General features: G+C 54.5%; 25 protein-coding genes and 1 other annotated feature. Of the genes, 24 read left to right on the top strand and 1 reads right to left on the bottom strand.

Going from position 1 to position 25,174, the window contains the following annotated elements; all coding sequences use genetic code 11:
* Nucleotides 1-5 precede the first annotated feature (5 nt).
* From LG52_RS01950 to uvrC, 11 genes are all read left to right on the top strand, one after another.
* Nucleotides 6-983, top strand: a complete 978-nt coding sequence (locus LG52_RS01950; RefSeq protein WP_013144556.1) for an electron transfer flavoprotein subunit alpha/FixB family protein — start codon at nucleotides 6-8, stop codon at nucleotides 981-983.
* Between the two features lie 151 nt (nucleotides 984-1,134).
* On the top strand, nucleotides 1,135-1,449 hold the full coding sequence (trxA, locus tag LG52_RS01955) for a thioredoxin (protein WP_044730637.1): 315 nt from the start codon (nucleotides 1,135-1,137) through the stop codon (nucleotides 1,447-1,449).
* Nucleotides 1,450-1,650: 201 nt separating this feature from the next.
* Nucleotides 1,651-2,856 carry a hypothetical protein gene (locus LG52_RS01960; RefSeq protein WP_044730638.1) on the top strand — a complete coding sequence of 402 codons (1,206 nt, stop codon included), beginning with the start codon at nucleotides 1,651-1,653 and terminating at the stop codon, nucleotides 2,854-2,856.
* A gap of 159 nt (nucleotides 2,857-3,015) precedes the next feature.
* Complete coding sequence (locus LG52_RS01965) at nucleotides 3,016-3,960, top strand: NAD-dependent epimerase/dehydratase family protein (protein ID WP_044730639.1); 945 nt, start codon at nucleotides 3,016-3,018, stop codon at nucleotides 3,958-3,960.
* Complete coding sequence (locus LG52_RS01970) at nucleotides 3,950-4,882, top strand: lysylphosphatidylglycerol synthase transmembrane domain-containing protein (protein WP_044730640.1); 933 nt, start codon at nucleotides 3,950-3,952, stop codon at nucleotides 4,880-4,882. The genes LG52_RS01965 and LG52_RS01970 overlap by 11 nt, the downstream gene beginning before the upstream one ends.
* Nucleotides 4,879-6,375, top strand: a complete 1,497-nt coding sequence (locus LG52_RS01975; protein WP_044730641.1) for an alkaline phosphatase family protein — start codon at nucleotides 4,879-4,881, stop codon at nucleotides 6,373-6,375. Before LG52_RS01970 ends, LG52_RS01975 begins: the two co-directional genes overlap by 4 nt.
* Nucleotides 6,332-7,093 (top strand): glycosyltransferase family 2 protein, encoded by a 762-nt coding sequence (locus tag LG52_RS01980; RefSeq protein ID WP_044730642.1) that lies wholly within the window; start codon nucleotides 6,332-6,334, stop codon nucleotides 7,091-7,093. Before LG52_RS01975 ends, LG52_RS01980 begins: the two co-directional genes overlap by 44 nt.
* A 90-nt stretch (nucleotides 7,094-7,183) precedes the next feature.
* The gene (locus LG52_RS01985) at nucleotides 7,184-7,945 is read left to right on the top strand and encodes a hypothetical protein (protein WP_197071950.1); all 762 of its coding nucleotides are present in this window, start codon (nucleotides 7,184-7,186) and stop codon (nucleotides 7,943-7,945) included.
* Between the two features lie 26 nt (nucleotides 7,946-7,971).
* On the top strand, nucleotides 7,972-8,898 hold the full coding sequence (locus LG52_RS01990; RefSeq protein ID WP_044730644.1) for an FTR1 family iron permease: 927 nt from the start codon (nucleotides 7,972-7,974) through the stop codon (nucleotides 8,896-8,898).
* A gap of 48 nt (nucleotides 8,899-8,946) precedes the next feature.
* Complete coding sequence (locus LG52_RS01995) at nucleotides 8,947-10,392, top strand: hypothetical protein (protein WP_044730645.1); 1,446 nt, start codon at nucleotides 8,947-8,949, stop codon at nucleotides 10,390-10,392.
* 6 nt (nucleotides 10,393-10,398) lie between these two features.
* Nucleotides 10,399-12,171 (top strand): excinuclease ABC subunit UvrC, encoded by a 1,773-nt coding sequence (gene uvrC / locus LG52_RS02000; protein ID WP_044730646.1) that lies wholly within the window; start codon nucleotides 10,399-10,401, stop codon nucleotides 12,169-12,171.
* A 48-nt stretch (nucleotides 12,172-12,219) separates the two neighbouring features.
* On the opposite strand, the gene LG52_RS02005 is transcribed toward uvrC, so the two are convergent.
* Nucleotides 12,220-12,672, bottom strand: a complete 453-nt coding sequence (locus LG52_RS02005; RefSeq protein WP_044730647.1) for a YslB family protein — start codon at nucleotides 12,670-12,672, stop codon at nucleotides 12,220-12,222.
* 244 nt (nucleotides 12,673-12,916) lie between these two features.
* On the opposite strand from LG52_RS02005, the gene LG52_RS02010 reads away from it, so the two are divergent.
* The 13 genes from LG52_RS02010 (at nucleotide 12,917) to ilvN (ending at nucleotide 25,130) form a co-directional block, all read left to right on the top strand.
* Complete coding sequence (locus tag LG52_RS02010; RefSeq protein WP_044730648.1) at nucleotides 12,917-13,525, top strand: succinate dehydrogenase cytochrome b558 subunit; 609 nt, start codon at nucleotides 12,917-12,919, stop codon at nucleotides 13,523-13,525.
* Nucleotides 13,526-13,694: 169 nt separating this feature from the next.
* On the top strand, nucleotides 13,695-15,452 hold the full coding sequence (gene sdhA / locus LG52_RS02015; protein ID WP_011232146.1) for a succinate dehydrogenase flavoprotein subunit: 1,758 nt from the start codon (nucleotides 13,695-13,697) through the stop codon (nucleotides 15,450-15,452).
* A gap of 1 nt (nucleotide 15,453) precedes the next feature.
* Entirely contained in the window at nucleotides 15,454-16,215 is a 762-nt protein-coding gene (sdhB, locus tag LG52_RS02020; RefSeq protein ID WP_044730649.1) for a succinate dehydrogenase iron-sulfur subunit, read from the top strand.
* Between the two features lie 232 nt (nucleotides 16,216-16,447).
* A complete protein-coding gene (locus tag LG52_RS02025) occupies nucleotides 16,448-16,672 on the top strand; it encodes a helix-turn-helix domain-containing protein (protein ID WP_008881129.1) in 225 nt (74 codons plus the stop codon).
* 209 nt (nucleotides 16,673-16,881) lie between these two features.
* A complete protein-coding gene (locus tag LG52_RS02035; protein WP_044730651.1) occupies nucleotides 16,882-17,325 on the top strand; it encodes a MarR family winged helix-turn-helix transcriptional regulator in 444 nt (147 codons plus the stop codon).
* Between the two features lie 9 nt (nucleotides 17,326-17,334).
* Nucleotides 17,335-18,129, top strand: a complete 795-nt coding sequence (racE, locus tag LG52_RS02040) for a glutamate racemase (protein ID WP_044730652.1) — start codon at nucleotides 17,335-17,337, stop codon at nucleotides 18,127-18,129.
* Nucleotides 18,130-18,233: 104 nt separating this feature from the next.
* The gene (locus tag LG52_RS02045) at nucleotides 18,234-19,307 is read left to right on the top strand and encodes a GerMN domain-containing protein (protein ID WP_044730653.1); all 1,074 of its coding nucleotides are present in this window, start codon (nucleotides 18,234-18,236) and stop codon (nucleotides 19,305-19,307) included.
* Between the two features lie 151 nt (nucleotides 19,308-19,458).
* A complete protein-coding gene (gene rph / locus LG52_RS02050; protein WP_044730654.1) occupies nucleotides 19,459-20,232 on the top strand; it encodes a ribonuclease PH in 774 nt (257 codons plus the stop codon).
* Complete coding sequence (locus tag LG52_RS02055) at nucleotides 20,229-20,843, top strand: XTP/dITP diphosphatase (RefSeq protein WP_044730655.1); 615 nt, start codon at nucleotides 20,229-20,231, stop codon at nucleotides 20,841-20,843. The genes rph and LG52_RS02055 overlap by 4 nt, the downstream gene beginning before the upstream one ends.
* Nucleotides 20,840-21,346 carry a metallophosphoesterase family protein gene (locus LG52_RS02060; protein ID WP_044730656.1) on the top strand — a complete coding sequence of 169 codons (507 nt, stop codon included), beginning with the start codon at nucleotides 20,840-20,842 and terminating at the stop codon, nucleotides 21,344-21,346. The genes LG52_RS02055 and LG52_RS02060 overlap by 4 nt, the downstream gene beginning before the upstream one ends.
* Before the next feature lie 288 nt (nucleotides 21,347-21,634).
* Nucleotides 21,635-22,534, top strand: a complete 900-nt coding sequence (ilvE, locus tag LG52_RS02065) for a branched-chain-amino-acid transaminase (RefSeq protein WP_044730657.1) — start codon at nucleotides 21,635-21,637, stop codon at nucleotides 22,532-22,534.
* A 22-nt stretch (nucleotides 22,535-22,556) separates the two neighbouring features.
* Nucleotides 22,557-22,823 (top strand) — a binding site (T-box leader).
* 70 nt (nucleotides 22,824-22,893) lie between these two features.
* A complete protein-coding gene (gene ilvB / locus LG52_RS02075) occupies nucleotides 22,894-24,633 on the top strand; it encodes an acetolactate synthase large subunit (protein ID WP_044730658.1) in 1,740 nt (579 codons plus the stop codon).
* Nucleotides 24,612-25,130: an acetolactate synthase small subunit gene (gene ilvN / locus LG52_RS02080; protein ID WP_044730659.1), complete on the top strand. Its 519-nt coding sequence runs from the start codon at nucleotides 24,612-24,614 to the stop codon at nucleotides 25,128-25,130. The genes ilvB and ilvN overlap by 22 nt, the downstream gene beginning before the upstream one ends.
* The last annotated feature ends 44 nt before the right edge of the window (nucleotides 25,131-25,174 follow it).

Genomic DNA, 25,174 nt, shown 5'->3' on the forward strand with positions numbered 1-25,174 from the left:
AAACTATGGCACGCAAAGTATTGACATTGGCGGAAGTACGCGACGGATCGCTGCGAAACGTTTCCTTTGAAGCCATCGCAGCGGCCAAAACGATCGCCGAAGGCGGGGAAGTCGTCTCGGTGCTCGTCGGCGACCAGGTACAGGCGCATGCGAACGAACTCATTTACCGCGGTGCGGACCGCGTTGTCGTCATTGAACATCCGAATTTGAAATTTTATACATCAGACGGCTATTCGCAAGCGTTAAAAGCCGTGATTGACAAAGAGCAGCCGGAAGGCATCGTCTTTGGCCATACGGCGCTCGGCAAAGACTTGTCTCCGAAATTGGCCATCAAGCTCGACGCCGGCCTCGTTTCCGACGTCATCGCGGTCGAGGAGGCAGGCGGCAACATCGTCTTTACGCGTCCGATCTACTCCGGCAAAGCGTTTGAAAAGAAAATCGTCACCGATGGCATCATCTTTGCGACCGTGCGTCCGAACAACATCGCGCCGCTTGAGCGCGACGAATCGCGCACAGGCAGCGTCGAAGCGCTCGCCGTCGAGATTAAAGACTTGCGCGCGATTGTCAAAGAAGTCGTCCGCAAAACGGCGGAAGGCGTCGACTTGACCGAGGCGAAAGTGATCGTCGCCGGCGGCCGCGGCGTCAAAAGCGCTGAAGGCTTCAAGCCGCTCCAAGAGCTCGCTGAAGTGTTGGGCGGTGCGGTCGGCGCTTCGCGCGGGGCGTGCGATGCCGGTTATTGCGACTACTCGCTGCAAATCGGGCAAACCGGAAAAGTCGTCACGCCGGACCTTTACATCGCCTGCGGCATTTCGGGCGCCATTCAGCACTTGGCTGGCATGTCGAACTCGAAAGTCATCGTCGCCATTAACAAAGACCCGGAAGCGAACATTTTCAAAGTCGCGGACTACGGCATTGTCGGCGATTTGTTCGAAGTCGTTCCGCTCCTCACCGAAGAGTTCAAAAAACTGAAAGTGCATTCGTAATAAACAATACGGACGGCTTGAGCCGTCCGTTTTTTGACGGATAAATTCCGCAGCAAAAGCGAATAGTAGAAACGAAGCAAAACATTCGCGCCGACATGCATTCCATGGTATACTTTGCTTGCAGCATTCAAGAAGATGGGAGGAAATCCATATGGCGATTGTCAATGCCACTGACCAAACGTTCGCCGCGGAAACGAAAGATGGCCTCACGCTCGTTGACTTCTGGGCGCCATGGTGCGGACCGTGCCGCATGATCGCTCCGGTGCTTGAAGAGCTTGACCGCGAAATGGGCGACAAAGTGAAAATCGTCAAAGTGAATGTCGACGACAACCAGGAAACAGCGTCGAAGTTCGGCGTCATGAGCATCCCGACGCTGCTTCTGTTCAAAGATGGCCAACTTGTCGACAAAGCGGTCGGCTATCAGCCGAAAGAGGCGCTTGTTGAGTTTGTGAACAAACATGCATAATGTCGAGGACGAAAAAATCCAGAGGGATGGGCCTCTGGATTTTTTTATGTAAGGCATGATCAGCCAGGAAAAGCGGATTTTCAGCAAGAAGGGAGCCCTCACTTTTTCACCATGTATTGACACTGAAATTCATTTTCTTTTATAATCTCATTGTGTTGATATTGATTATCATTTTTTGATGTGTGAACGGGGGGATGCAGAATGTCATTGAAATGGAAGTGGCTCGCCGTCTTCGCCGCAGCAGCGTTGGCCCTTGGGGCGTGCGGCCAGAGCAAACAGACGGAGGGAACAGAAAAAGAAAGCAGCAACCAAATGGCTGTGGAGAAACAAGAAAAGCCGAAAGAGGAAGCGAAGGCGGAGAACGAGAAGGAAGAAGCGGAAGTCGATTATGCGGGAGCGTTCAGCGAAGCGTTGGCGGAGCTTGAGAAAGCCAAGCAAGGCGGAAAGGTCGACTTCGGCAAAGTGGAGAGCATCTACAAAGAAAAGCTGCAGCCGCTTGTGCAAAAACGCGACGCGGAATTTGAAGATGCCCTTGACCAACATATTACCAACGCACTGGCGGCTGGCAAAGACGGGTCGCTTGAGCCGTTGGTCGTCAAACAAATTTTCGACAAGCTGATGCAAAAAGTGTTTTACACGACGATCAAGCATGAGTTTACCGAAGCAGAAGAGCATTGGGCCAATAAGGAAGAAGTAAAGGAAGAGCTTGAGGAAGCCAAAACATTTTACGCGATTTTGCAGTCGACCGTAGAAAAGCGCGATGCGGCTTACGGAACGAAGTTGGTTGACGCGATCAACGGGGCGTTTGTCCAAATGGAGCAAGCGGTCCAAAATGATGATGCGCTCTCATTTGCCCTCGGCAAGCAAGTGGTTGATAAAACATTGATGAAAACGTTCTATTTAGCGAGCGGGGCGCTGCCGCACGGCTATGCGGCGAAGGCGGCGGCCGCGGCCAAGGAAAACGAAAAAGAGGCGAAGGTGGAACAGGCAGAAGGCTGGGCGTTTTATCAATCCGTCTATCCGTATATGAAACGGCATGCCGCTGAAGAAGCGGACTACATTTTGAAACAGTTTGACTTGCAGACCGATGTCAAAACGCTCGATCCGAAAGCGGTGAATCATGCGTTCGTGCGCGGATGGGCGAAAGTGGCGCTTCATGAATATGAAGAAAGCAAAGAAAATTGGGGGCAAGACAAATCGGTGATCACCGCCTTAGAAGGCGCGCTCTTTATTAACATGATCGAACAGGATATCAAAACGCTGCTCGGCGACAAGGCGTATGACACGTTGAACGACCAAGCGGCGCGCTACTTGGAGGCGGCAAAGGCGAAAAACAAAGCCGAGGCGGACAAATGGCTGCCGCAAATTGAAGCCGCCCTGCAACAAGTGATTGAAAAAGCGAAATAACCTGCCAAATGAGGGTGTCGGCAAGGCACCCTTGTTTAATGAGCGCCGGAACGGTGTCAATGCGGATGGAAACATTTTTTTCGTTGTGGTTTGCGACTTTCCGGCGCTGCTATGGTAAGATGCTAATGGATAAGGGAATTTGGCGATGGGGGGAAACAGGTGAAAGTTGTTGTCACTGGAGGGGCAGGGTTTATTGGCAGCCATCTGGCCGCCCGTTTGAGCGATCAAGGATATGAAGTGGCTGTCATTGATTGTTTTCATCCGTATTATTCCCCAGAACGGAAAGAGCGGCAGTTCGAGGCGCTCACCGGCGGGCGGGTGCCGCTTGTCCGCTTTGATTTGCTTGACGGAAAAGAGACGAAAAAATGGTTTGTCAAGTTTCGCCCTGATGTCGTCTACCATTTGGCGGCGCTGCCGGGCGTGCCGTATTCCCTTGAGGAGCCGCTCGCGTATATCGACTATGACATCAAAGCGACGGTGAACGTGTTGGCGGCGGCAGGGGAAGCAGGGGTGGCGCATGTGCTGTTTGCCTCATCGTCATCGGTGTACGGGGACCGCGGCAACGTCCCGCTCCGGGAAGAGATGGCTGACGGCCGCGTCGTGTCGCCGTATGCGGCCGCGAAATATGGAGCGGAGTCGTTTTGTCATGCGTACGCCCATTTGTACGGTTACAAAATGACCATTTTTCGCTATTTCACCGTTTACGGGCCGTGGGGTCGTCCGGATATGGCGATTGGCACGTTTCTTCGCCGGCTGCTTTCCGGTGAAGAAATTATCGTGTACGGCACAGGGACGGCGCGTGATTATACGTACATCGATGATATTGTGGAGGGCATGATCGCAGCGCTTCACCGCGGCGGCGGGCGAAGCGAAGTGTTCAACTTGGGCGCTGGGGCGCCCGTCACTATGGAGCAGCTGCTCGCCGAGCTGCGAAAGCATTTTCCGGACATGAAGGTCGTGCGCGCGCCGGAGCGGAAAGGTGATGTGAAAGCGACATGGGCGGACATCACGAAGGCGGAGCGGGTGTTTGGCTACAAGCCGAAGGTGGCGTTTGCCGAAGGGCTCGCCCGCACGGTGGCGTGGGCGCGTGAATATGAGCGGTAAACCGACGGCTAAAGCGGCGTTGCGAGCAGCTGGGCTCGCGCTTCTTTTCTTTTCCGCTTGGCTGACATACCGCTGCTTTGACGGCCGACAGATGCTCCATCATCTAGCCAGGCTAGTCAGCCGCCCGATCGAGATGGCTGCTGCCGCTTTCGTATATGGATTGTCGTTTTGGCTGCGGGCGTGGGCATGGAAGCGATATGTCGGAAAGCCAATCGCCTTCTCTGTTTATTGGCGTGCGGTGCTGTTTAGTTTGTTTGTCAACCATCTTGCCCCGGTGAAAATCGGTGATGCTGTGCGTATGGCCTTGCTTGCCCGCCAGCCCGGCGTTTCAGCCGGCGAGGCCATTGAATCGGTGGCGGTGATGCGGCTCCTTGATATGGCGGTGCTGGGCGGATTGACTGTCATTGGGGCGTATGCGTATATGCATCACATTCCCCGCATTCCGCTCTTGGCAGGGGCCGTCGCCGTGGGGTTCGTGTTGACCGCGGTCTTGTTTCGCCGTCCGCTCCGCATCGATTGGTTATGGCGGCGATGGAGGAGCGTATTTCACGGCTGGCGCGGCGCGGCGATGGCCGGAGCGGTGGCGGCGAGCTGGCTGTGCGAGGCGGCAGTCATTGGCGTGGTCGCCAAAGAGGTCGGTATACCGCTTTCTTTTGGACAGGCGGTGTGGGCAAACAGCGCGACCGTTTCCGGACAAATTGCCCAAATTGCTCCCGGTGGACTCGGAACGTATGAGGCGGTGATGGCGTTTGCCTTAACTACGGTTGGTGCACCATGGAATGTGGCGTATATGGCCGCGGTGCTGACACATGCGTTTAAATTTCTGTTTTCTTACGCCGCCGGAGCCGCGGTATTGTGGTTTTGGCGGTCCGACTGGCAGGTGGTGCGGGGCGTATGGAAAAAGGAAAGGGTGAGGCAATGAAAGAAGCATCGCGATTCGAAAAAATGGCGGCGCGCTGCTGGAATTTGCTGAATGAGGGAAAGCCGTTCACGCCGATTTTTGTCGTCGGAACGATGAGCATCTACCATGCCGCTGATCTTATGGGCGGCTCATGGGCGTGGCTGCTCGGCATGGCGGCGGCGCTTCCGCTGTTTGTTGTCTATTATGTGTATGATTATCCATTGTTTTTGCGCAATTATTTATGGATCCCGTATGTCGTGTTTCTCATCGTTTGGTCGTTCGCTGATGCGTCGTTATTGTTGTTGGCGTCGGGGCTTTACTTTTTCTTTACCGTCTTTTTTTGGGGAACGCTTTATTACCATTTGCGCATCGGCACGTCGTGGTGGAATTTCACCCGCTTTTGGAAGCTGGTGCTGAAAAACAGCGATTCGACAAGCGGCAACGCCCAAGAGCAGCTGCCGAAAGTCTTTCTCCTTTTGTCTGTTTGGGAATATGCGTCGATCCAAGTGGAACGAGGGGAGGATTTGGGGCCGCTGTACGGCGCGCTTTGGCTGTTTGCCGCTGGGGTATGGCTGTTTTCATGGGTGTTGCACCGGAATTTGTTTGACTGGCAGCCGGAGACCATTCCGACTTACACGAACAACGTGCCGAGCCCAACCGTTCCGATCAGTGACAAAGTGTATGTCATCGTCATTGACGGGATGCGCAAAGACCGGTTTGAAGCGGCCAATGCCCCGTTTTTGAAACGGCTGCGCGCTCACGGGACGGAATTTGCGCAAATGGAGACCGTCTACCCGGCGCGCACGGTCGTCTGCTTTACGTCGATGTTGACGGGCACGTATCCGTTTGAGCACGGCATTCGCTCGAATATGGTATGGAAGCTCGGAGCAAAAGTAGAAACGATCTTCGACTCGCTCCGCAAAGCAGGGAAAACAGGCCGCTTGCTTGGCATCGCTCATTTGGTCGATTCGTTCGGCGATGATGTCGAAACAGTGACGGCCGTCATGCCCAACGATCTTGCTGACCGTTATATTATGGAACGGGCGAAACGCATTGTGGAAGAGCAACGTCCAGACTTGCTTGTCGTGCAATTGATCGCCACCGACCAGACCGGCCATAGCCGCGGTGTGCTGTATGACGAGTATATCGAAAAAATTGAAGAAGCCGACGCGTTGATCGCGGAGTTTGTCGGCTGGCTTGAGGAACGGGGCGAGCTCGAGCGCGCGACATTGATCGTCTGCGCTGACCATGGCCAAGCGGATGGCATCGGCGGCCACGGCCATCTCGATGAAGGGGAGCGGTATGTGCCGTTTTTTCTATACGGCCCGGCGATTGAAGCCGGAAAACGAGTCGATGAGAAAAAAAGCCTCGTCTCGCTGGCGCCGACGATCGCCTATTTGCTTGGTGCGCCGTATCCAAGCCATAGCCGCGGTCCGGTTTTGATCGAGGCGATGCGAAAGGAGGAGAGCGATGAAAAAGCAGCGCGTCATCGTCTTTTTGCCGGCGCACAATGAAGAAGAAGCGATTGGGGAAGTGATTCGCCGCATTCCGCGTCATTTCCATCCCGATGTAGAGGTCAGCGTCTTGGTCATTGATGATGGATCGAGCGACCGGACTGCTGAAGCGGCGCAAGAAGCGGGGGCCGATTACATTTGCCGCTGGCCGGAAAACCGCGGCCTCGGGGCGGCGGTGCGGCGCGGGCTTGAGGAGTGCGTCCGCCTTGGCGCGGATATCGGCGTGATGATCGATGCCGACAACGAATATCCGCCGGAACAAATTCCCGACCTTTTGGCGCCGATTTTCACTGGCGAAGCGGACTATACGATCGGCTCGCGCTTCCTTGGCACGATTCGCGGCATGAAATGGCACCGCCGCCTCGGGAATTATTTGTTCACACGGCTGCAGTCGATCCTTCTCGGCCAGCGGTTGTATGACGGGCAGTCGGGGATGCGCGCGTTTTCCCGCCACGCGATGGAAGAGGCGGAAATCATCCACGATTACAATTACGCCCAAGTGCTGACGCTCAATTTAGTGCGCAAAGGGTTTCGCTTGAAAGAAGTGCCGATCCGCTATCAAGTGCGGACGACCGGCCGCTCGTTCATCAAGTTCACTGCCTATATAACCGCGGTCATCCCGGCCATCTGGAAGGAAATGCGCCGACCGGTCAAAAAAGCTGTCATTGACCGCGAAGCGCATGTGCTTTCTTTGGAGCGGGAGCGCCATTGTTCGTGAGGCGGCCGCATCTGGCCGCCGGCCGTTTTTTCTATATTGACAACGATGGTGATAATGATTATCATTGATCTTGATAGGAGGAGCAGAAACGTGAAAACATCCCGTTTCTTTTTTTACATAGCAGTGATCATTATTCTCAATCTCGTTCCGCTGAAAGCGTTCGCCTACTCGTACGGGAACCCGAATGAAGAGGCGGTTGCTGAAGCGTACAAACAGATGAAAGAAAAGCTGAATGAACAGCCGCCGAATTTTGACTCTGCCAAGCAAATCTTTGAAACGGTCAAAAAAGAAATCGACATGCATATGGGGCCGGAGCCGTCCAAGGCGGTGCTTGCGGCCATCGAAGCCAAGGACCGCCAGGCGGTGATCAAGGACATGGAAAAAATTTTAGTGCTCAATATCGCCCGCCGTTTGGACAATATTGAGGCGAACTTTGACCAGTACGATACGAGCAAGCGGCTGTTGGCGAAGGCGTTTGCGACGTATGAGGCGCTGTCCCCGGTCATCCAAGGGAAAGCTCCTGCGCTTGATAAACAGCTGCGCACCGAGTTTGACAAGGCGCTTCAGTCGCTTGGCAACCCGGGGCTGTTCGGCGTCGGCGAGAAACAATCAGACATAGAAACGTTCAAGAAAAGCAAGGAAGCCATTTTATCGGCTTTGCAAAAGCAATTTGGCCTCAAAAGCCTAAAAGTCGGCCATTTTTCGGAAAGAGCTGCAGAAAAGCCGGATGCAGTGCAAAAGAAAGAGTGGACCGATTTGTCCAAAGCAAAAAACTGGATTCCGCTCATCGTCATCGCTGTTGTGATCATCGGAGCCGTCTTGATTTACGTACGTCGCCGGAAGCGTGCTTAGTCTAAACTTAATGAGGAGGCGGGGGCATGGAAGTTCAAGCGCTGCTCATCACGTTTCGCGAAGCGCTCGAGGCATTGCTCATTGTCGGGATTATTACGTCGTATTTGAAACGGGTCGATCACCGGGAATACACAAAGTACGTATGGCTTGGTGCTGGTTTGGCTGTGTTGGCGAGCATCGGCGCGGCCATTTTGTTTCAAGTCGTGCTCACGGGATTTGCCGCGATGGGCAGCGAAATCTACTTGAAAATCGGCATCATGATCGTCTCCGCGTTGCTCTTGACGCAAATGGTGTTTTGGATGGCCGCGCATAGCCGCGACATGAAAAAGAACGTCGAAGGGAAAATGGACCAGTTCATTACCGCCGGCAATGTCGTCGGCATGGTCATCCACTCGTTTTTAGTCGTGCTGCGCGAGGGAGTGGAAACGGTCTTCTTCTTCGCCGCGATTACGCATGGCAACATCGGCGCGGCGATGCAAGGCTGGGGGGCGGCGACAGGAATCGCCATTGCCGCTTTGGTCAGCTACTTTTTCTTTAAAGGGACGATGCGCATCCCGCTGAAGACGTTCTTTAAAGTGACCGGCGCTTTTATCGTCTTGATCGCCGCCGGCCTGCTCGTGCAAGCCATTTCCATGATGCAGGACATTGGCCTCATCGGGAGCGTCATGCCGCACGTATATGATTTGACATGGCTGCTTCCGGAACATCCGATCGATTATGAGCATTATGTGCGCGACCATGGCGTCGCCCCCGTCTTTTCCGGTGAAGTCGGCGTCTTTTTAAAAGCGCTGTTTGGCTATTCATCAATGCCGTCGCTTGAAGAAGTGATCGCCTATATCGGCTACTTCGTCGTCGTGTATTTGTTGGTGGCGAGCCGCCGCAGTCAAAAGAGCGCTGTGGTCGAGAAACCGCCGGCCGCCGCGTTGGATGAAAACAAAAAACGCGTCATGTAAACGTACAAGGCTGCAGCGCCTTGTACGTTTTCTTTGGAGGGGGACACGGTGAACAAACGGTTTGGCGACCGTCTTTGGATCGGCTTTAGTATCGGAACGGCTGTTTTGTTGGTTGGCGCGGGCCTATATTGGGCAAGCCCGTATGCGGCCACATGGGATGAAGTCGATTTTGCCTTGGCGCTTGAGCGCTATGACGTTCTGGCGATGCAGCCGCATTTCCCGGGCTATCCGTATTTCATTTTGGGCGGCATGGCCGTTCACGCCTTGGTCGCCAATCCGGCCAAAGCGCTTTCGATCTTGAATGTGCTCGTGTTGTTTTCCGCCGCCTTTCCCATCGTTTGGCTGCTCGCGCGCCATATGCCGCGTTCAGCGGCGCTGCTCGCCGCGCTTTCAGTGATTTCTTCCAGCTACGTGCTCCTTGCCGCCGCCCGGCCGATGTCGGACGGCGCGGCGCTTGGCGTGCTTTGGTGGTACGTATGGGCGGTGGAATGGGCGCGGCGGCGAACAACATGGATGGCGCAGCTTTGGCCGGCCGCGTTGTTTAGCATCCTCATGGGCATCCGTTTGTCTTATGCCCCGTTTGCTGCCGCGTTGTTGATCCTTTGGCATGAGGACATGAAAACGCACCGCCGCCTCGGCCGCGTGGCGGCATCGCTGTTGGCGGCGGCCGCCTTTCAATTTATTTGGGTGGCGGCCGTCGCGGCCACGGAAGGCGGCCTTTGGCCGTTTATGAAGCTTGGCTGGGCATTTGTCGTCGGCCATTTCAGCGACTGGGGCGGAACGGCGGCGGCGAGCCCGCTCCCATTTTCAGAGCGGGTGCGCCGCTTTGTCCTTGACAACTTTCTTTGGACCGGCGTGGCCAGCCAAAACGTTTGGCTGCTGTCCGCCTATGCGGCAGTCGGCGCCATCGCCTGGCTCGCGGGGCGGTTGGGGCTTCCGCGTCCGCTTGTCGTTTCCGCGTTGCTGTACGCTTTGTGGGCGCTGTTTGGACAAAACATTGATAAGCCGCGTCATCTCCTCCCGCTCGTTCATATCGCGCTCGTTTGCGTGTGGGGGCGCGTATTGGCTGCGCCGCGATCATGGAAGCTCGTGTTGGCGGCAGCGGTTGTGCTGTTGCAGTCTACAATCGGCATCGGGCTGTTGCGCGAGCAGGCAAAGACGCCGCCTTCGGTGTATCAGCTTGCGGACGATTTGCGTGACAAACGGCCGCCGTTTGTGGTATATACGTGGGAAGAGACGCGCGTCCTGGACTATTTGAACGTGCCTTTTCCACATAAAGACGTGCTCCATTTTTCCTTCTTTTTGCAAGACAAAGAAAACTACCGCCATGCTGCCATTTATATGACCGACCATGTCGTTGATGGATTTCGCGCCCAAGGGGTCGATGTTTCTAGCCATGTGCGCAAAGTGAAAACGTATCGTTCCAGTTTGCTTGCCGATCCAGTGTATGGGACGATTACGCTGTACGAATGGGTTGATGGAGCAGTGAGGTGATGGTCAATGAACGAGCGGCTGAAAGAAAAGCTGGCCGTGCTGCCGGAACAGCCGGGCTGCTATTTGATGAAGGACAAATACGGAACGGTCATTTACGTCGGCAAAGCGAAGTCGCTGAAAGCGCGCGTCCGCTCGTATTTCACCGGGACGCATGACGGCAAGACGCAGCGGCTTGTTGAGGAGATCGCTGATTTCGAATACATCGTCACCTCGTCAAACGCCGAAGCGCTCATTTTGGAGATGAATTTGATCAAAAAGCATGATCCGAAATACAACGTCATGCTGAAAGATGACAAAAGCTACCCATTTATTAAAATCACCGCGGAAAAGCATCCGCGTCTGCTTATCACCCGCAAAGTGAAAAAAGACGGCGGCAAATATTTCGGACCGTATCCAAACGTGCAGGCGGCGAACGAAACGAAAAAGCTGCTCGACCGCTTGTATCCGCTCCGCAAATGCTCGACGCTGCCTTCGCGCGCCTGTTTGTATTACCATATGGGCCAATGCCTCGCCCCGTGCGTCCATCCGGTGTCAGACGAGCAAAACAAGGCGATGGTCGAACAAATCGTCCGCTTTTTAAACGGCGGGTATGAAGACGTCAAGCAGGAGCTCGCCGAGAAAATGCACGAAGCGGCGGAAGCGCTCGAGTTTGAGCGGGCGAAAGAATACCGCGACCAAATCGCGGCAATTGAAATGACGATGGAAAAGCAAAAAATGATGCTCAACGACTTCATCGACCGCGATGTGTTCGGCTACGCGTACGACAAAGGTTGGATGTGCGTGCAAGTGTTTTTCCTCCGCCAAGGAAAGCTGATCGAGCGCGACGTATCGATCTTCCCGCTTTACCAAGACCCGGATGAGGAAATGCTCACGTTTTTGGGTCAGTTTTATGTGAAAGCGCATCATTTGAAGCCAAAAGAAGTCGTCCTCCCGTCCGACATTGACGGCGAGCTCGCCAGTGAATTGCTCGGCGTTGCCGTCGTCCAGCCCAAAAAAGGGAAGAAAAAAGAGCTTGTTGAGCTGGCGAGCAAAAACGCGGCCATTGCTCTGAAAGAAAAATTTTATTTCATCGAGCGGGACGAAGAACGGACGATCAAAGCGGTCGAACGGCTCGGGGAGCGTCTCGGCATTCCGGCGCCGCGCCGCATCGAGGCGTTCGATAACTCCAACATATACGGAGCCGATCCGGTCTCGGCGCTCGTCGTTTTCCTCGATGGCAAGCCGGCGAAAAAAGAGTATCGGAAATACAAGGTCAAAACGGTGGCGGGGCCGAACGATTATGAAACGATGCGCGAAGTCGTGCGCCGCCGCTATACGCGCGTGTTGAAAGAAGGATTGCCGCTTCCTGATTTGATCATCATCGACGGCGGCAAGGGGCATTTATCGGCGGTGCGGGATGTGCTCGAAAACGAACTTGGACTGGATGTGCCGCTGGCCGGATTGGCGAAAGACGAAAAACATCGCACATCAGAGCTTTTGGCCGGCGACCCACCGGATGTCGTGCCGCTTGACAGGCAAAGCCAAGAGTTTTATTTATTGCAGCGCATCCAGGATGAAGTGCATCGGTTTGCCGTCGCATTCCATCGCCAGACGCGGCAGAAAACGATGTTCCATTCCGTGCTTGATGACATCCCGGGCGTCGGAGAAAAGCGGAAAAAAGCACTCTTGAATTATTTCGGCTCGGTGAAAAAGATGAAAGAGGCGACGGTGGAAGAGTTGCAGCGGGCGAACATCCCGCGGGCGGTGGCGGAGAAAATCTATGAAAAACTGCATGAATAATGGCTGAACGGGCGTCCGTTTTGCGAGCGGACGCCCGTTGCCTGCATTTCATTCGATCGCCTGCTTCCGATCCCATTTCACTAAAATGCGCGCTTTGCCGTCCCGCTTTGGCGGCAGTTCGACCGCTTCGGTGACGAACCGCTTTTGTTGTTCGATTTGCTGAGCGAGAAATCCAGCCTCAAGCTGGAACGAGCAGCTGCCGTACAAGGAAAAGCGGGCGGCGATGATGGGGCCGGACAGCTCGATATATAGTTCGTCGTTTCGCTCTTCGCCGGTTGATAGCTCCCCCCAGCCCGCCCGTTCAAAAAACAGGGCGACGTCATCGAGCGTTTCGAGCGGGTAGCGCCGCGCCAGCTGTTTGCCGGCCCAGTACAGCAGCGAAGCGGCATCTTTGCCAAGCAGGTCGGGAAGAAGCGAATGGCGAAGCAGCTCAGCCCCGAATGCGGAAAGCGCAATTGACCCAAACATTTGATATTGGTCCTCTAATGGTGGCTGTTTCATCGTTTTCCCCTCTTTCTATCCATTTCCCCATTATAGCTGAATTGCTGCCGGAGTGCATCCTCTTTCCTAAGGTGGCGCAACTATGAGAATGTTTGAACATTTTGTGGCAGTGTTTTCTTGACGCTTATACAATGTGGGAGTACAATGAATGTGACAAAGCGAATAAGGGAATGGAAGGCGCTTCCGTTTCCGCATGGCGAGCGAGAGGGATATATTTTTTATTCAATTGAAGGGGGTTTACATAATGGCAGGGAATCGCGAGTTTTACTATCGCCGGCTCCATTCGCTGCTGGGGGTTGTTCCCGTCGGCATCTTTTTAGTGCAGCACTTGGTCGTCAATCATTTTGCGACCCGTGGGCCGGAAGCGTTTAACCGGGCGGCGGCGTTTATGGAAAACTTGCCGTTCCGCTATTTTCTTGAAATTTTTGTTATTTTTCTTCCATTGTTGTTCCACGCTGTATACGGCATTTATATCGCGTTTACAGCCAAATTCAACACTCGCCAGTACGGCTATTTCCGCAACTGGATGTTCATGCTTCAGCGGATCACCGGCATCATTACATTGATTTTTGTCGTCTGGCATGTGTATGAAACGCGGGTGCAAGCCGCATTGGGCGCCGAAGTGAACTACGATATGATGGCCAACATTGTCGACAATCCGTTTATGCTCGGATTTTATATTGTTGGGATCTTGTCCACGGTCTTTCACTTCGCCAACGGCTTATGGTCGTTCTGCGTCAGCTGGGGGTTGACAGTGTCCCCTCGTTCGCAGCAAGTGTTTACGTACATTACGATGATCATTTTCGTTGCGCTTTCCATTGTCGGCATTCGCGCCATTTTGGCGTTTGCGTAAGACAAGCGTTCCATTCCTAGGGAACGATTCGACGATGAACCGCTGCGTTGGCTCGTGACAGATCGCGTCTTAGCCGTTCGCCGAACGATCGCTTGGTCGATGGCGGGCCGGCAAGGCAAAATGTGCGGCATGCAAGCAAAAGCAGCAATCTATTAGGGAGTGAGTAGCTATGAAAAAAGGGAAAATCATCGTTGTTGGCGGCGGATTGGCCGGCTTGATGGCCACGATTAAAATCGCCGAGGCAGGAGTGCCTGTCGAACTGTTTTCACTCGTTCCGGTAAAGCGTTCTCACTCCGTCTGTGCCCAAGGCGGCATTAACGGAGCGGTCAACACGAAAGGGGAAGGCGACTCGCCGTGGGAGCATTTTGACGACACCGTCTATGGCGGGGACTTCTTGGCGAACCAGCCTCCGGTCAAAGCGATGTGTGAAGCGGCGCCGGGGATTATTTACATGCTCGATCGGATGGGCGTCATGTTCAACCGGACGCCGGAAGGGTTGCTTGATTTTCGCCGTTTCGGGGGGACGCAGCATCACCGGACCGCCTATGCTGGAGCCACGACTGGCCAGCAGATTTTGTATGCGCTTGATGAACAGGTGCGCCGCCATGAAGTGGCTGGGCTCGTCACGAAGTACGAGCATTGGGAGTTTTTAGGCGTCGTTTTGGATGACGAGCAAATTTGCCGCGGCATCGTCGCACAAGATTTGCGGTCCATGGAAATCAAAGCGTTTCCAGCCGATGCCGTCATTTTGGCGACCGGCGGGCCGGGGATCATTTTTGGGAAATCGACGAACTCGGTGATCAACACCGGTTCGGCGGCTTCGATCGCCTATCAGCAAGGCGTTTACTACGCGAACGGCGAGTTCATCCAAATTCATCCGACCGCCATTCCGGGCGATGACAAGCTCCGTCTTATGAGCGAATCGGCGCGCGGGGAAGGCGGACGCATTTGGACGTATAAAGACGGGAAACCGTGGTACTTCCTTGAGGAAAAATATCCGGCTTACGGAAACTTGGTGCCGCGCGACATCGCCGCACGGGAAATTTTCCACGTCTGCGTCGATTTGAAGCTCGGCATCAACGGCGAAAACATGGTGTATTTGGATTTGTCGCATAAAGATCCGAAAGAGTTGGATGTTAAGCTTGGCGGCATTATTGAAATTTACGAGAAGTTCATGGGCGAAGACCCGCGCAAAGTGCCGATGAAGGTGTTCCCGGCCGTTCACTACTCGATGGGCGGCTTATGGGTCGACTATGACCAAATGACGAACATCAAAGGGCTGTTTGCCGCCGGCGAGTGCGACTATTCGATTCACGGGGCGAACCGCCTCGGGGCGAACTCGCTTCTGTCGGCGATTTACGGCGGAATGGTCGCCGGCCCGAACGCTGTCCGCTACATCCGCGGCCTCGAGAAATCGGCGGATGCGATGCCGTCGACGTTGTACGACAGCTATGTGAAACGGGAGCAGGAAAAATGGGAGAACATTTTGGCGATGGACGGCACGGAAAACGCCTATGTACTGCATAAAGAGCTCGGTGAATGGATGACGGCGAACGTGACGATCGTCCGCTACAACGACCGGCTGTTGAAGACGGATGAAAAAATTCAAGAGCTGATGGAGCGGTATAAAAACATCAGCGTCACGGATACGTCGAGATGGAGCAACCAAGGAGCGACGTTTATCCGCCAGCTGTACAACATGCTGCAGCTTGCACGAGTCATTACGCTTGGCGCTTACCATCGCAATGAAAGCCGCGGCGCGCACTACAAGCCGGAGTTTCCGGAGCGCAACGACGAAGAATGGCTGAAAACGACGATGGCCCGCTACACGCCAGATGGTCCGGCGTTCCATTATGAAGACGTTGACGTCTCGTTGATTAAACCGCGCAAGCGCGACTACAGCAAAAAGAAAGAGGAAGTGAAGTAAGATGAGCGAGAACAAAACGGTTCGATTGATCATCATGCGCCAAGATCGTCCGGATTCTGCGCCGTATGAAGAGGAGTTTGTCATTCCGTACCGCCCGAACATGAACGTCATTTCGGCGCTCATGGAAATCCGCCGCAATCCAGTCAACGCCAAAGGGGAAAAAACGACGCCGGTCGCTTGGGAAATGAACTGTCTCGAAGAAGTGTGCGGCGCCTGTTCGATGGTCATTAACGGCAAGCCGCGCCAAGCGTGCGCCGCGCTCATTGACAAACTTGAGCAGCCGATCCGCCTCGAGCCGATGCGCACATTCCCTGTCATCCGCGATTTGGTCATCGACCGGAGCCGGATGTTTGATGCGTTGAAGCGAGTGAAAGCATGGATTCCAATCGACGGAACGTACGACTTGGGCCCGGGTCCGCGCATGCCGGAGCGGAAGCGGCAATGGGCGTACGAGCTGTCGAAATGCATGACGTGCGGAGTCTGCCTTGAAGCGTGCCCGAACGTCAACAGCAAGTCGAATTTTATCGGCCCAGCGCCGCTGTCGCAAGTGCGGCTGTTTAACGCCCACCCGACCGGGGCGATGCATAAAGCCGAACGGTTGCGGGCGATTATGGGCGACGGCGGATTGGCCAACTGCGGCAACTCGCAAAACTGCGTGCAATCGTGCCCGAAAGGCATTCCGTTGACGACGTCGATCGCGGCGTTAAACCGCGAAACGACGATTCAAATGTTCCGCGATTTCTTTGGCAGCGATGAAGTGTAGCGGCACAATCAAAATCCCCTTCATTCGAATTGATATGAGGGGGATTTTTTGTTTGGCTGGACAAGTGGAAGCCAACCGTCTCCGGCGAACCGAAAGATGAAGAAAAAAAGACACATTTTTCTATTAGATAAGCAATTTTTCGTCACCGACGCCCTTGCTCTCACATACGATATGGCGAGGAAATACCCATCCGGCAGTTCGGGCCCATTGAGAGCAAGGAGGGTTACAACCGTTGAAGGACAAATCGTTTCAATCGAAGCCGCTTTTGACAAAAAGAGAAAAAGAAGTTTTCGAATTGCTTGTGCAAGACAAGACGACAAAAGAGATCGCCAAAGAGCTGTTTATCAGCGAGAAAACCGTTCGCAACCATATTTCGAACGCGATGCAAAAGCTTGGGGTCAAGGGGCGCTCGCAAGCTGTCATTGAATTGCTTCGAATGGGCGAACTTGAACTATAAACGATGCCGGCTTTCCTTGTTGGACAGCCGGCTGTTATGTTCTCTTGCGGCCGGACGAGGGTTGGCGCCCGTCCGGTCTTCGTCCGCGGCGGCCGCCGCATTTTTTTTGTTGATTATCTTTGCCGGTGTTGTAAAATGAAAAGTAAGAATAGCCGTCGATGCAAGCCGCCGTTTGAGGCTGGCCGCGGAAACGATCAAGGAGAGATGGTATGCCGTCTGCGATGAATGAAAGAACGGTCGCCGAGCTGGAAAAATTGCTTCGTTATATCGCCGCAAATTTGAAACAGCGCGGCCGTGAAATTTTGACCAACTATCCGATCACCCCACCGCAATTTGTCGCCCTGCAGTGGCTGCTTGAAGAAGGGGACTTGACGGTCGGCGAGTTATCGAACAAAATGTATTTGGCGTGCAGCACGACGACCGACTTGGTCGACCGCATGGAGCGGAACGGACTTGTCGCCAGAGTCCGTGATGAACACGACCGCCGCGTCGTCCGCATCCACCTGCTCGAAAAAGGGGAACGCATTATCGAAGAAGTCATTGAGAAACGCCAGCGCGATCTAGCCAATGTGTTGGAAAGTTTTTCAGACGAGGAAATCGTCGTCTTTGAGCGTTGTTTGCGCAAATTGCATCAAGAAATGACGAAAGAATGAGGCGATCACTTGGAAAGAGCAATTGGTGTCATTGACTCAGGAGTCGGCGGTTTGACCGTCGCCAAAGAAATTATGAGGCAGCTGCCAAAAGAACAAATTATTTACTTAGGCGACACCGCCCGTTGCCCGTACGGGCCGCGGCCGGTGGAAGAAGTCCGCCGATTTACGTGGCAAATGATCGATTACTTGCGGCAATATCCGTTGAAAATGCTTGTTATCGCCTGCAACACCGCGACGGCGGTCGCGCTTGACGACGTGCGGGCGAAGCTTGACATTCCTGTGCTTGGCGTCATTCATCCCGGCGCCCGCGCCGCCCTGAAAGCGACTAGGCGCGGGCACATCGGCGTCATCGGCACGATTGGCACGATCCGAAGCCGAGCGTATGAAAAGGCGCTTCAATCAATCAATCCGCGCGTCCAAGTCGAGAGCTTGGCCTGTCCGAAATTCGTTCCGCTTGTGGAAAGCGGCGACTTTGAAGGGCAGGAGGCGATGGCGATCGTCGCCGAATCGCTCGCTCCGCTCCGTCCGCTGCCGATCGATGTGCTGATTTTAGGCTGCACGCATTATCCGTTGCTCGCGCCGCTCATTCGCACGTATATGGGCAAACGCGTGAAGCTCATTGGCTCGGGCGGTGAGACGGCTCGTGAAGTGAGCGCGATTTTGCACCACAGCCAGCTCCTTTACACCGGCGAGCGCGAACCGAAGCATTTGTTTTTCACGACCGGGCCGAAAGAGCTGTTTGAAAAGATTTCCGGGAAGTGGTTTGGCAAGCCGATCGGCACGGTCGAAGCGATTCGGCTGTAACCAACCAATCCTTTAGCGTCCATGCGCTAAAGGATTTTTTTATTCTATTTTGGAAAACGGCTCGTATACATAGTAGTACAAACTACGAGTAGGAGGGAACGTCAATGAAACGGACGACTCACATATGGGCGGCGCCGCTGCTCGCCTCGCTGTTGTTGCTTGGCGGCTGCGGTTTGTTTGGGCGAGATGAGGCGGTGAAGGAGATCGATCCGCCGCAAGAGACGAGTTATGTCAAAGACGGCCAAGCGCTTCAGGAAACGACGGAAAGCCAAAAGGAAGGGAAAGAGAAAGCGAAGGCCGCCGAGACGGTGAAAAGAGAGCTGTACTTGATTGACAAAAACGGCTTTGTCGTGCCGCAAACAGTGGAATTGCCGAAAACGCAGGCCGTGGCGAAACAAGTGCTCGAATATTTGGTTGAAGACGGACCCGTGTCAGAAATGTTGCCGAACGGCTTCCGCGCGGTCATTACGGCCGGAACGACGGTGCTTGGAACAAAATTGGAAAAAGACGGAACGTTGATCGCCGACTTTTCGCCGGAATTTAAAAACTATAAGCCGGAGGACGAAAAACGAATTTTGCAGGCGATTACGTGGACATTGACGCAATTTGATAATATCAAGCGCGTCAAAATCCGCATCAACGGCTACGATCAAAACGTGATGCCGGTCAATAAAACGCCGATTCAAGATGGGGTAAGCCGCGCCGACGGTATCAATATGGAAGCGAGCGGCGTGCCAGACATTACGAATACGCATCCGATCACCGTTTATTTTGTCGCCCAACAAGGGAACAGCACATACTATGTGCCGGTGACAAGGCGTGTGTCCAATAAGGAGAAAGATGATATTGCCGCGGCCGTCAACGAGTTGATTCAAGGGCCGGAACAAGGGAGCGGGCTTGTCGGCGTTTTTCAGCCGGACGCGAAGCTTGTCGATGCCCCGAAATATGAGGATGGCAAAGTGACGCTTAACTTTAACGAAGGCATTTATGGCAGCAACAAGAAAAATGTCATTTCCGACGTCGTGTTGAATTCCCTCGTTTTGTCGCTCACTGAGCAAAAAGGAGTCGAAAGCGTGGCGATCACAGTCAATGGCAAAGCCAATCTTGTCACGGAAGACGGCAAGCCGCTCACCAAACCGGTCGCTCGGCCGCAAAACGTCAATACCGGGACATTTTAACCGGTCGGCGCTGACAGGCTGGAAACGAATAGGACGTTATGGTATAACAAAGAGGTGGAAACGTATTCCGCCTCTTTCTTTTTTTCGCTAGGTGGAAAGAAATGCGGTGTCTGGCATTTCGTTGAAGATGGAGAAAAGGAGGACTCAGTTGATGAGAGCGGACGGACGAAGCAGTTGCGAGCTGCGCCCTGTACATATACACCCGCATTACATGAAGCACGCTGAAGGGTCGGTGCTCATTGAAGTCGGCGACACGAAAGTCATTTGCACGGCGACGGTCGAAGAGAAAGTGCCGTCGTTTATGCGCGGCGGCGGCAAAGGATGGATTACGGCCGAATATGGGATGCTGCCGCGGGCGACAGAGCAGCGGAATGTGAGGGAAGCGAGCAAAGGAAAAGTGTCGGGGCGGACGATGGAAATTCAGCGCTTAATCGGCCGTGCGCTTCGCTCGGTTGTTGATCTTGAACAGCTTGGTGAGCGGACCATTTGGATCGATTGCGACGTCATTCAGGCGGATGGCGGAACGCGGACGGCGTCGATCACCGGTGCGTATGTGGCGCTTGTGTTGGCGCTTGCCAAACTGGTGGAAGAAGGGAGGCTCGAGGCGCTTCCGATCCGCGATTTTCTCGCCGCTACCTCGGTCGGCATCGATCCGGAGCATGGGGTGATTCTTGATTTAGATTACAACGAGGATGCGCGGGCGAAAGTGGATATGAACGTCGTCATGACCGGAGCCGGTCAATTTGTTGAGATTCAAGGGACCGGAGAGGAAGCGGTTTTTTCACGCGCCGAGCTCGATGAATTGCTTGAAGCGGCGCAAATAGGCATCGAGCAGCTCATCGCCGTTCAGCGCCGCGCATTGGGGGAGTGGGCTGCTCAGATCGGCGGGCAGAACGAGGCATGCGGAGAGGGGGCGGCAGAGTGAAGGAGATTGTCATTGCGACCAAAAACGCCGGCAAAGCGCGCGAATTCACCGCTTTGTTCGCCAAGCGGGGCATCCGTGTGAAATCGTTGCTTGATTTTCCAGATATTCCGGATGTCGCAGAAACGGGAAGCACGTTTGCGGAAAATGCCGTGCTCAAAGCAGAAGCGGCGTCGCGCCGTCTAAAGCGGCCGGTGATCGCCGATGATTCCGGGCTCGTGGTCGATGCGCTCGGCGGCCGGCCGGGCGTTCATTCGGCCCGTTACGCCGGGGAAGATAAAAACGATGCACGCAACATCGCCAAGCTGCTTCGCGAGCTTGACGGGGTGCCGATGGAGCAGCGCACGGCTCGCTTTCATTGCGCGCTCGCCGTCGCGATTCCAGGGCGGCCGACCGCCGTCGTCGAAGCGACATGCGATGGTTATATCGCCGAAGCGCCGCGTGGGGAGGGGGGCTTTGGCTATGATCCTGTTTTTTACCTTCCGGAGCGGGGAAAAACGATGGCGGAGCTTGCGCCGGAGGAAAAAAATCAAATCAGTCATCGCGCCAAGGCGCTGACGAAGCTCGATGAGCAGTGGGAGGAGATCGTCGGTGGAAAGGGGCGGACGGAATGAAGGCGGTGATTGTGAGCGACAGCCATGGGCTGACTGCCGAACTTGCTGACATTGTTAACCGTCATCACCATGAAACGGATTTGTTTATCCATTGCGGCGACTCGGAGTTGGAGGTGGGGGCGGACGAGATCGCCCCATTTGCCGTCGTGCGCGGCAACTGCGATTTCGCCGCGTTTCCTGCTGAGCGCATCGAAGAGGTGGGCGGCGTTCGGTTGTTTGTCACCCATGGCCATTTATACGGGGTGAAAACGTCGCTTTTGCGTTTATCCTATCGCGCGCAAGAAACAGGGGCTCACGTCGTTTGTTTCGGCCACTCGCATTTGGCCGGCGCCGAGCAAATGAATGGGCTGTTGTTCATCAACCCCGGCAGCATTGCTTTGCCGCGCGGAAGAAAAGAAAAAACGTACGCGGTGTTGACCATCGGCGGCGGGCGCGCGCATGTCCAATTTTATAAAGTGAATGGGCAGCCCGTTCCCGGAATGGAACGAACTTTTTCGATCTAAGCGGACAAAACGTCCGCTATTTTTTTGTTTTTCGTCTTTGGCGGTTAGAACGCGTCCGCCTTCTATGGGCCGGCCAAGAAAGAAAAAATTTTTTTGAATCTGCAAACCCTTGATTCTATCATAATGTAAGCGCATTCAAATAGTTTGATCAATCAAAATTTTCAAAAAACGTTATTGACGGCGCGGAGGTTTCGGATTATTATAATTTTCAAATAAGAGAAACGACTCAAACACATCATCGAGCCGTTCAAAGCAACTGTTGACTGATCAAGGAAGAGGGGAACCGAAGTGGGCGAACAATGGATCTTTTTAAACGGAGAATTTGTGACAAAAGAAAACGCCAAAATTTCCGTGTATGACCATGGATTTTTGTATGGCGACGGGGTATTTGAAGGGATTCGCGTCTATAGCGGCAACGTATTCCGCCTTGAAGAACATATAGATCGGCTATACAACTCGGCGAAGTCGATTTTGCTCGACATTCCGTACACGAAGGAAGAAATGATTGGCCACGTGCTCGAAACGATCCGCCGCAACGGCTATCACGATGCGTACATCCGCCTGGTCATTTCGCGCGGGGTCGGTGATTTAGGACTTGATCCGTACAAATGCAAAACGCCGCAAATCGTGATTATCGTCGAGCCGCTCGCGCTCTTCCCGAAACATTTATATGAAACGGGCATTGAAGTGGTGACGGTGGCGACGCGCCGCAACCGCTCCGATGTGCTGAGCCCGAAAGTCAAATCGCTCAACTACCTAAACAACGTGCTTGTCAAAATCGAGGCGCATTTGGCGAATGTAAGCGAAGCGCTGATCTTAAACGATCAAGGCTATGTCGCGGAAGGTTCGGGGGACAACGTTTTCATCATCAAAAACGGCGTCATTTACACCCCGCCTGGGTATGTCGGGGCGCTTGAAGGCATTACGCGCCAAGCAATCATCGAAATTGCGGAGGATCTCGGCTATACGGTGAAAGAGGAGCCGTTTACCCGCCATGACGTCTATATTGCTGATGAAGTGTTTTTGACGGGGACGGCGGCCGAAGTCATTTCCGTCATCAAAGTCGATGGCCGGACGATCGGCGACGGGACGCCGGGACCGCATACAAAGCGGTTGCTTGAAGAATTCCGCCGCCGCGTGGTCGTCGAAGGAGTAAAGGTGTATCCGACGAACGCCAATGTCGGTTGATCGTCCATGACAAGTGGATAGCGAAAAAGCGTTGACGAGGATAAGTAGTCAGCGGGATCAACATCCACAGAGAGCCGGGGTAGCTGCGAACCGGTGATGTTGCCGCTTGATGAACTCACCTCTGAGCGCCAGCCTGAACGCCGGACGGCTAGTAGGGCTGGACGAGTGGAGACGCGCGCTTCACTCGTTACCAAAATGAGCGGCCGGCTTCGGCTGGCCGCTCCTGAGGCGGCTGTCATGGCCGTGAAGAAGGGTGGTACCGCGGAAAGGAAACCTTTTCGCCCCTTTGGCTGGAAATACCAGCCATCGTGGGCGGAAAGGTTTTTTATATGGAGGACAAATCACAGGGAGGATGGACGATGGCAAAAATGAAAGTCGAGGAACAAGAAAAAGCGAAGACGAAGGCGAGAATGAGCGGGTCGCTGATGCTCATTGAAGCGCTCAAGGAAGAAAAAGTCGAAGTCATTTTCGGCTACCCGGGCGGGGCGGTGCTCCCGCTGTATGACGAGTTGTATAAAGCCGGCGTGTTCCACGTGCTGACGCGGCATGAGCAAGGGGCCATCCATGCGGCGGAAGGATATGCGCGCATTTCTGGAAAACCGGGGGTCGTCATCGCCACCTCTGGCCCAGGAGCGACCAACATCGTCACCGGGTTGACCGACGCGATGATGGATTCGCTGCCGCTCGTCGTCTTTACCGGGCAAGTGGCCACGAGCGTCATCGGCTCGGATGCGTTTCAGGAGGCGGACGTTGTCGGCATTACGATGCCGATTACGAAACACAACTATCAAGTGCGCGACATCAGCGAGCTGCCGAGAATCATTAAAGAGGCGTTTCACATTGCGACGACCGGGCGACCCGGACCGGTGTTGATCGATATTCCGAAAGATATTACGACGGCCGAAGGGGAGTTTGATTACGATCAAGACGTTCACTTGCCCGGCTACCAGCCGACGACGCAGCCGAACCATTGGCAAATCCGCCGGCTTGTCGAGGCGGTCAGCCAATCAAAGCGGCCGGTCATTTTAGCCGGCGCTGGCATCTTGCACGCCAATGCGGCCGATGAATTGCGGCAATACGCCGAGCAGCAAAGCATTCCAGTCGTTCATACGCTCCTTGGCCTTGGCGGCTTCCCAGCGGATCACCCGCTTTTCTTAGGCATGGCGGGCATGCACGGCACGTATACGGCGAATATGGCGCTGTATGAATGCGATTTGCTCATCAATATCGGCGCCCGCTTCGATGACCGGGTCACCGGCAATTTAAAATATTTTGCGCCAAAAGCGACCGTCGCCCATATCGACATCGATCCGGCGGAAATCGGCAAAAACGTGCCGACGAAAATCCCGATTGTCAGCGATGCGAAAGCCGCCTTGCAAGAGCTGATCGCCCAGCAAGGCAAGCCGGCGGACAACGCGGCGTGGCTCGCGCAGCTTGACGAATGGAAGCGGCGCTTCCCGCTCCATTATGAGCCGGAGGCCGGTACGATCAAGCCGCAAAAGCTCATCGAGATGATTTACGAATTGACGAATGGCGAGGCGATCGTGACGACAGACGTCGGTCAGCATCAAATGTGGGCGGCGCAATATTACAAGTTCAACAGGCCGCACCGGTGGGTGACGTCCGGGGGGCTCGGCACGATGGGCTTCGGGCTTCCGGCAGCGATCGGCGCCCAGCTCGCCGACCGAAGCGCTACGGTCGTTTCGATCGTCGGCGATGGCGGCTTCCAAATGACGTTCCAAGAACTGTCAGTCATTCAGGAGCTAAGGCTGCCGATCAAAATCGTCATCGTCAACAACCAGGCGCTCGGCATGGTGCGGCAATGGCAGGAGCTGTTCTATGACAAACGGTACTCCCATTCGCTCATTCCGAATCAGCCGGATTTCGTCAAGCTTGCCGAAGCGTACGGAATGCTGGGGATGCGGGCGAAGACGGAAGAAGAGGCGGCCGAAGTGTTAAAACAGGCGTTTGCCATCAACGGCCCGGTGCTGCTTGATTTCCATGTCCGCGCCGACGAGAACGTCTATCCGATGGTGGCGCCCGGCAAAGGGCTTCATGAAATGGTGGGGGTGAAAGCATGCGAAGAATCATCACGATGACTGTCAACAACCGCCCCGGCGTCTTAAACCGCATTACCGGGTTGTTTACGAAGCGGCATTACAATATCGAAAGCATTACGGTCGGGCATACGGAAATCGAGGGCATTTCGCGGATGACGTTCGTCGTCAACGTTGACGATGAACGGACGGCGGAGCAAATCATTAAGCAGCTGAACAAGCAGATTGATGTGTTGAAGGTGAATGACATCACCGACCAAGCGATCGTCGCCCGCGAGCTGGCGCTCATTAAAGCTGCCGCTCCCCCGGCGATCCGCCAAGAAATTTACACGCTCATCGAGCCGTTCCGCGCCTCGATCGTCGACGTAAGCAAAGACAGCCTCGTCATTCAAGTGACCGGCGAGCCGGAAAAAGTCGAGGCGTTGATTGAACTGTTGCGCCCATACGGCATTAAGGAAGTAGCGCGCACGGGAACGACCGCGTTCACCCGCGGATCGCAAAAAGCGGCGGCGAACCAGAAAACGGCGTTTATCATTTAACAACCATCGTACAAAACCGCGCCCATGCGCAATAATGGCGCAAC

Source organism: Geobacillus kaustophilus, from assembly GCF_000948285.1.
GTDB classification, from domain to species: Bacteria; Bacillota; Bacilli; order Bacillales; family Anoxybacillaceae; genus Geobacillus; species Geobacillus thermoleovorans_A.

What these genes read in the sequence shown, in the direction of transcription:
- ilvN (WP_044730659.1), top strand. Translation starts at nt 24,612, where the DNA reads ATGCGAAGAATCATCACGATGACTGTCAACAACCGCCCCGGCGTCTTA.
- LG52_RS01970 (WP_044730640.1), top strand. Translation starts at nt 3,950, where the DNA reads ATGAGCGGTAAACCGACGGCTAAAGCGGCGTTGCGAGCAGCTGGGCTC.
- ilvB (WP_044730658.1), top strand. Translation starts at nt 22,894, where the DNA reads ATGGCAAAAATGAAAGTCGAGGAACAAGAAAAAGCGAAGACGAAGGCG.
- LG52_RS02060 (WP_044730656.1), top strand. Translation starts at nt 20,840, where the DNA reads ATGAAGGCGGTGATTGTGAGCGACAGCCATGGGCTGACTGCCGAACTT.
- rph (WP_044730654.1), top strand. Translation starts at nt 19,459, where the DNA reads ATGAGAGCGGACGGACGAAGCAGTTGCGAGCTGCGCCCTGTACATATA.
- LG52_RS02035 (WP_044730651.1), top strand. Translation starts at nt 16,882, where the DNA reads ATGCCGTCTGCGATGAATGAAAGAACGGTCGCCGAGCTGGAAAAATTG.
- LG52_RS01990 (WP_044730644.1), top strand. Translation starts at nt 7,972, where the DNA reads ATGGAAGTTCAAGCGCTGCTCATCACGTTTCGCGAAGCGCTCGAGGCA.
- sdhA (WP_011232146.1), top strand. Translation starts at nt 13,695, where the DNA reads ATGAAAAAAGGGAAAATCATCGTTGTTGGCGGCGGATTGGCCGGCTTG.
- LG52_RS02045 (WP_044730653.1), top strand. Translation starts at nt 18,234, where the DNA reads ATGAAACGGACGACTCACATATGGGCGGCGCCGCTGCTCGCCTCGCTG.
- trxA (WP_044730637.1), top strand. Translation starts at nt 1,135, where the DNA reads ATGGCGATTGTCAATGCCACTGACCAAACGTTCGCCGCGGAAACGAAA.
- LG52_RS01980 (WP_044730642.1), top strand. Translation starts at nt 6,332, where the DNA reads ATGAAAAAGCAGCGCGTCATCGTCTTTTTGCCGGCGCACAATGAAGAA.
- uvrC (WP_044730646.1), top strand. Translation starts at nt 10,399, where the DNA reads ATGAACGAGCGGCTGAAAGAAAAGCTGGCCGTGCTGCCGGAACAGCCG.
- LG52_RS01960 (WP_044730638.1), top strand. Translation starts at nt 1,651, where the DNA reads ATGTCATTGAAATGGAAGTGGCTCGCCGTCTTCGCCGCAGCAGCGTTG.
- LG52_RS02005 (WP_044730647.1), bottom strand. Translation starts at nt 12,672, where the DNA reads ATGAAACAGCCACCATTAGAGGACCAATATCAAATGTTTGGGTCAATT.
- LG52_RS02010 (WP_044730648.1), top strand. Translation starts at nt 12,917, where the DNA reads ATGGCAGGGAATCGCGAGTTTTACTATCGCCGGCTCCATTCGCTGCTG.
- sdhB (WP_044730649.1), top strand. Translation starts at nt 15,454, where the DNA reads ATGAGCGAGAACAAAACGGTTCGATTGATCATCATGCGCCAAGATCGT.
- LG52_RS01975 (WP_044730641.1), top strand. Translation starts at nt 4,879, where the DNA reads ATGAAAGAAGCATCGCGATTCGAAAAAATGGCGGCGCGCTGCTGGAAT.
- LG52_RS01950 (WP_013144556.1), top strand. Translation starts at nt 6, where the DNA reads ATGGCACGCAAAGTATTGACATTGGCGGAAGTACGCGACGGATCGCTG.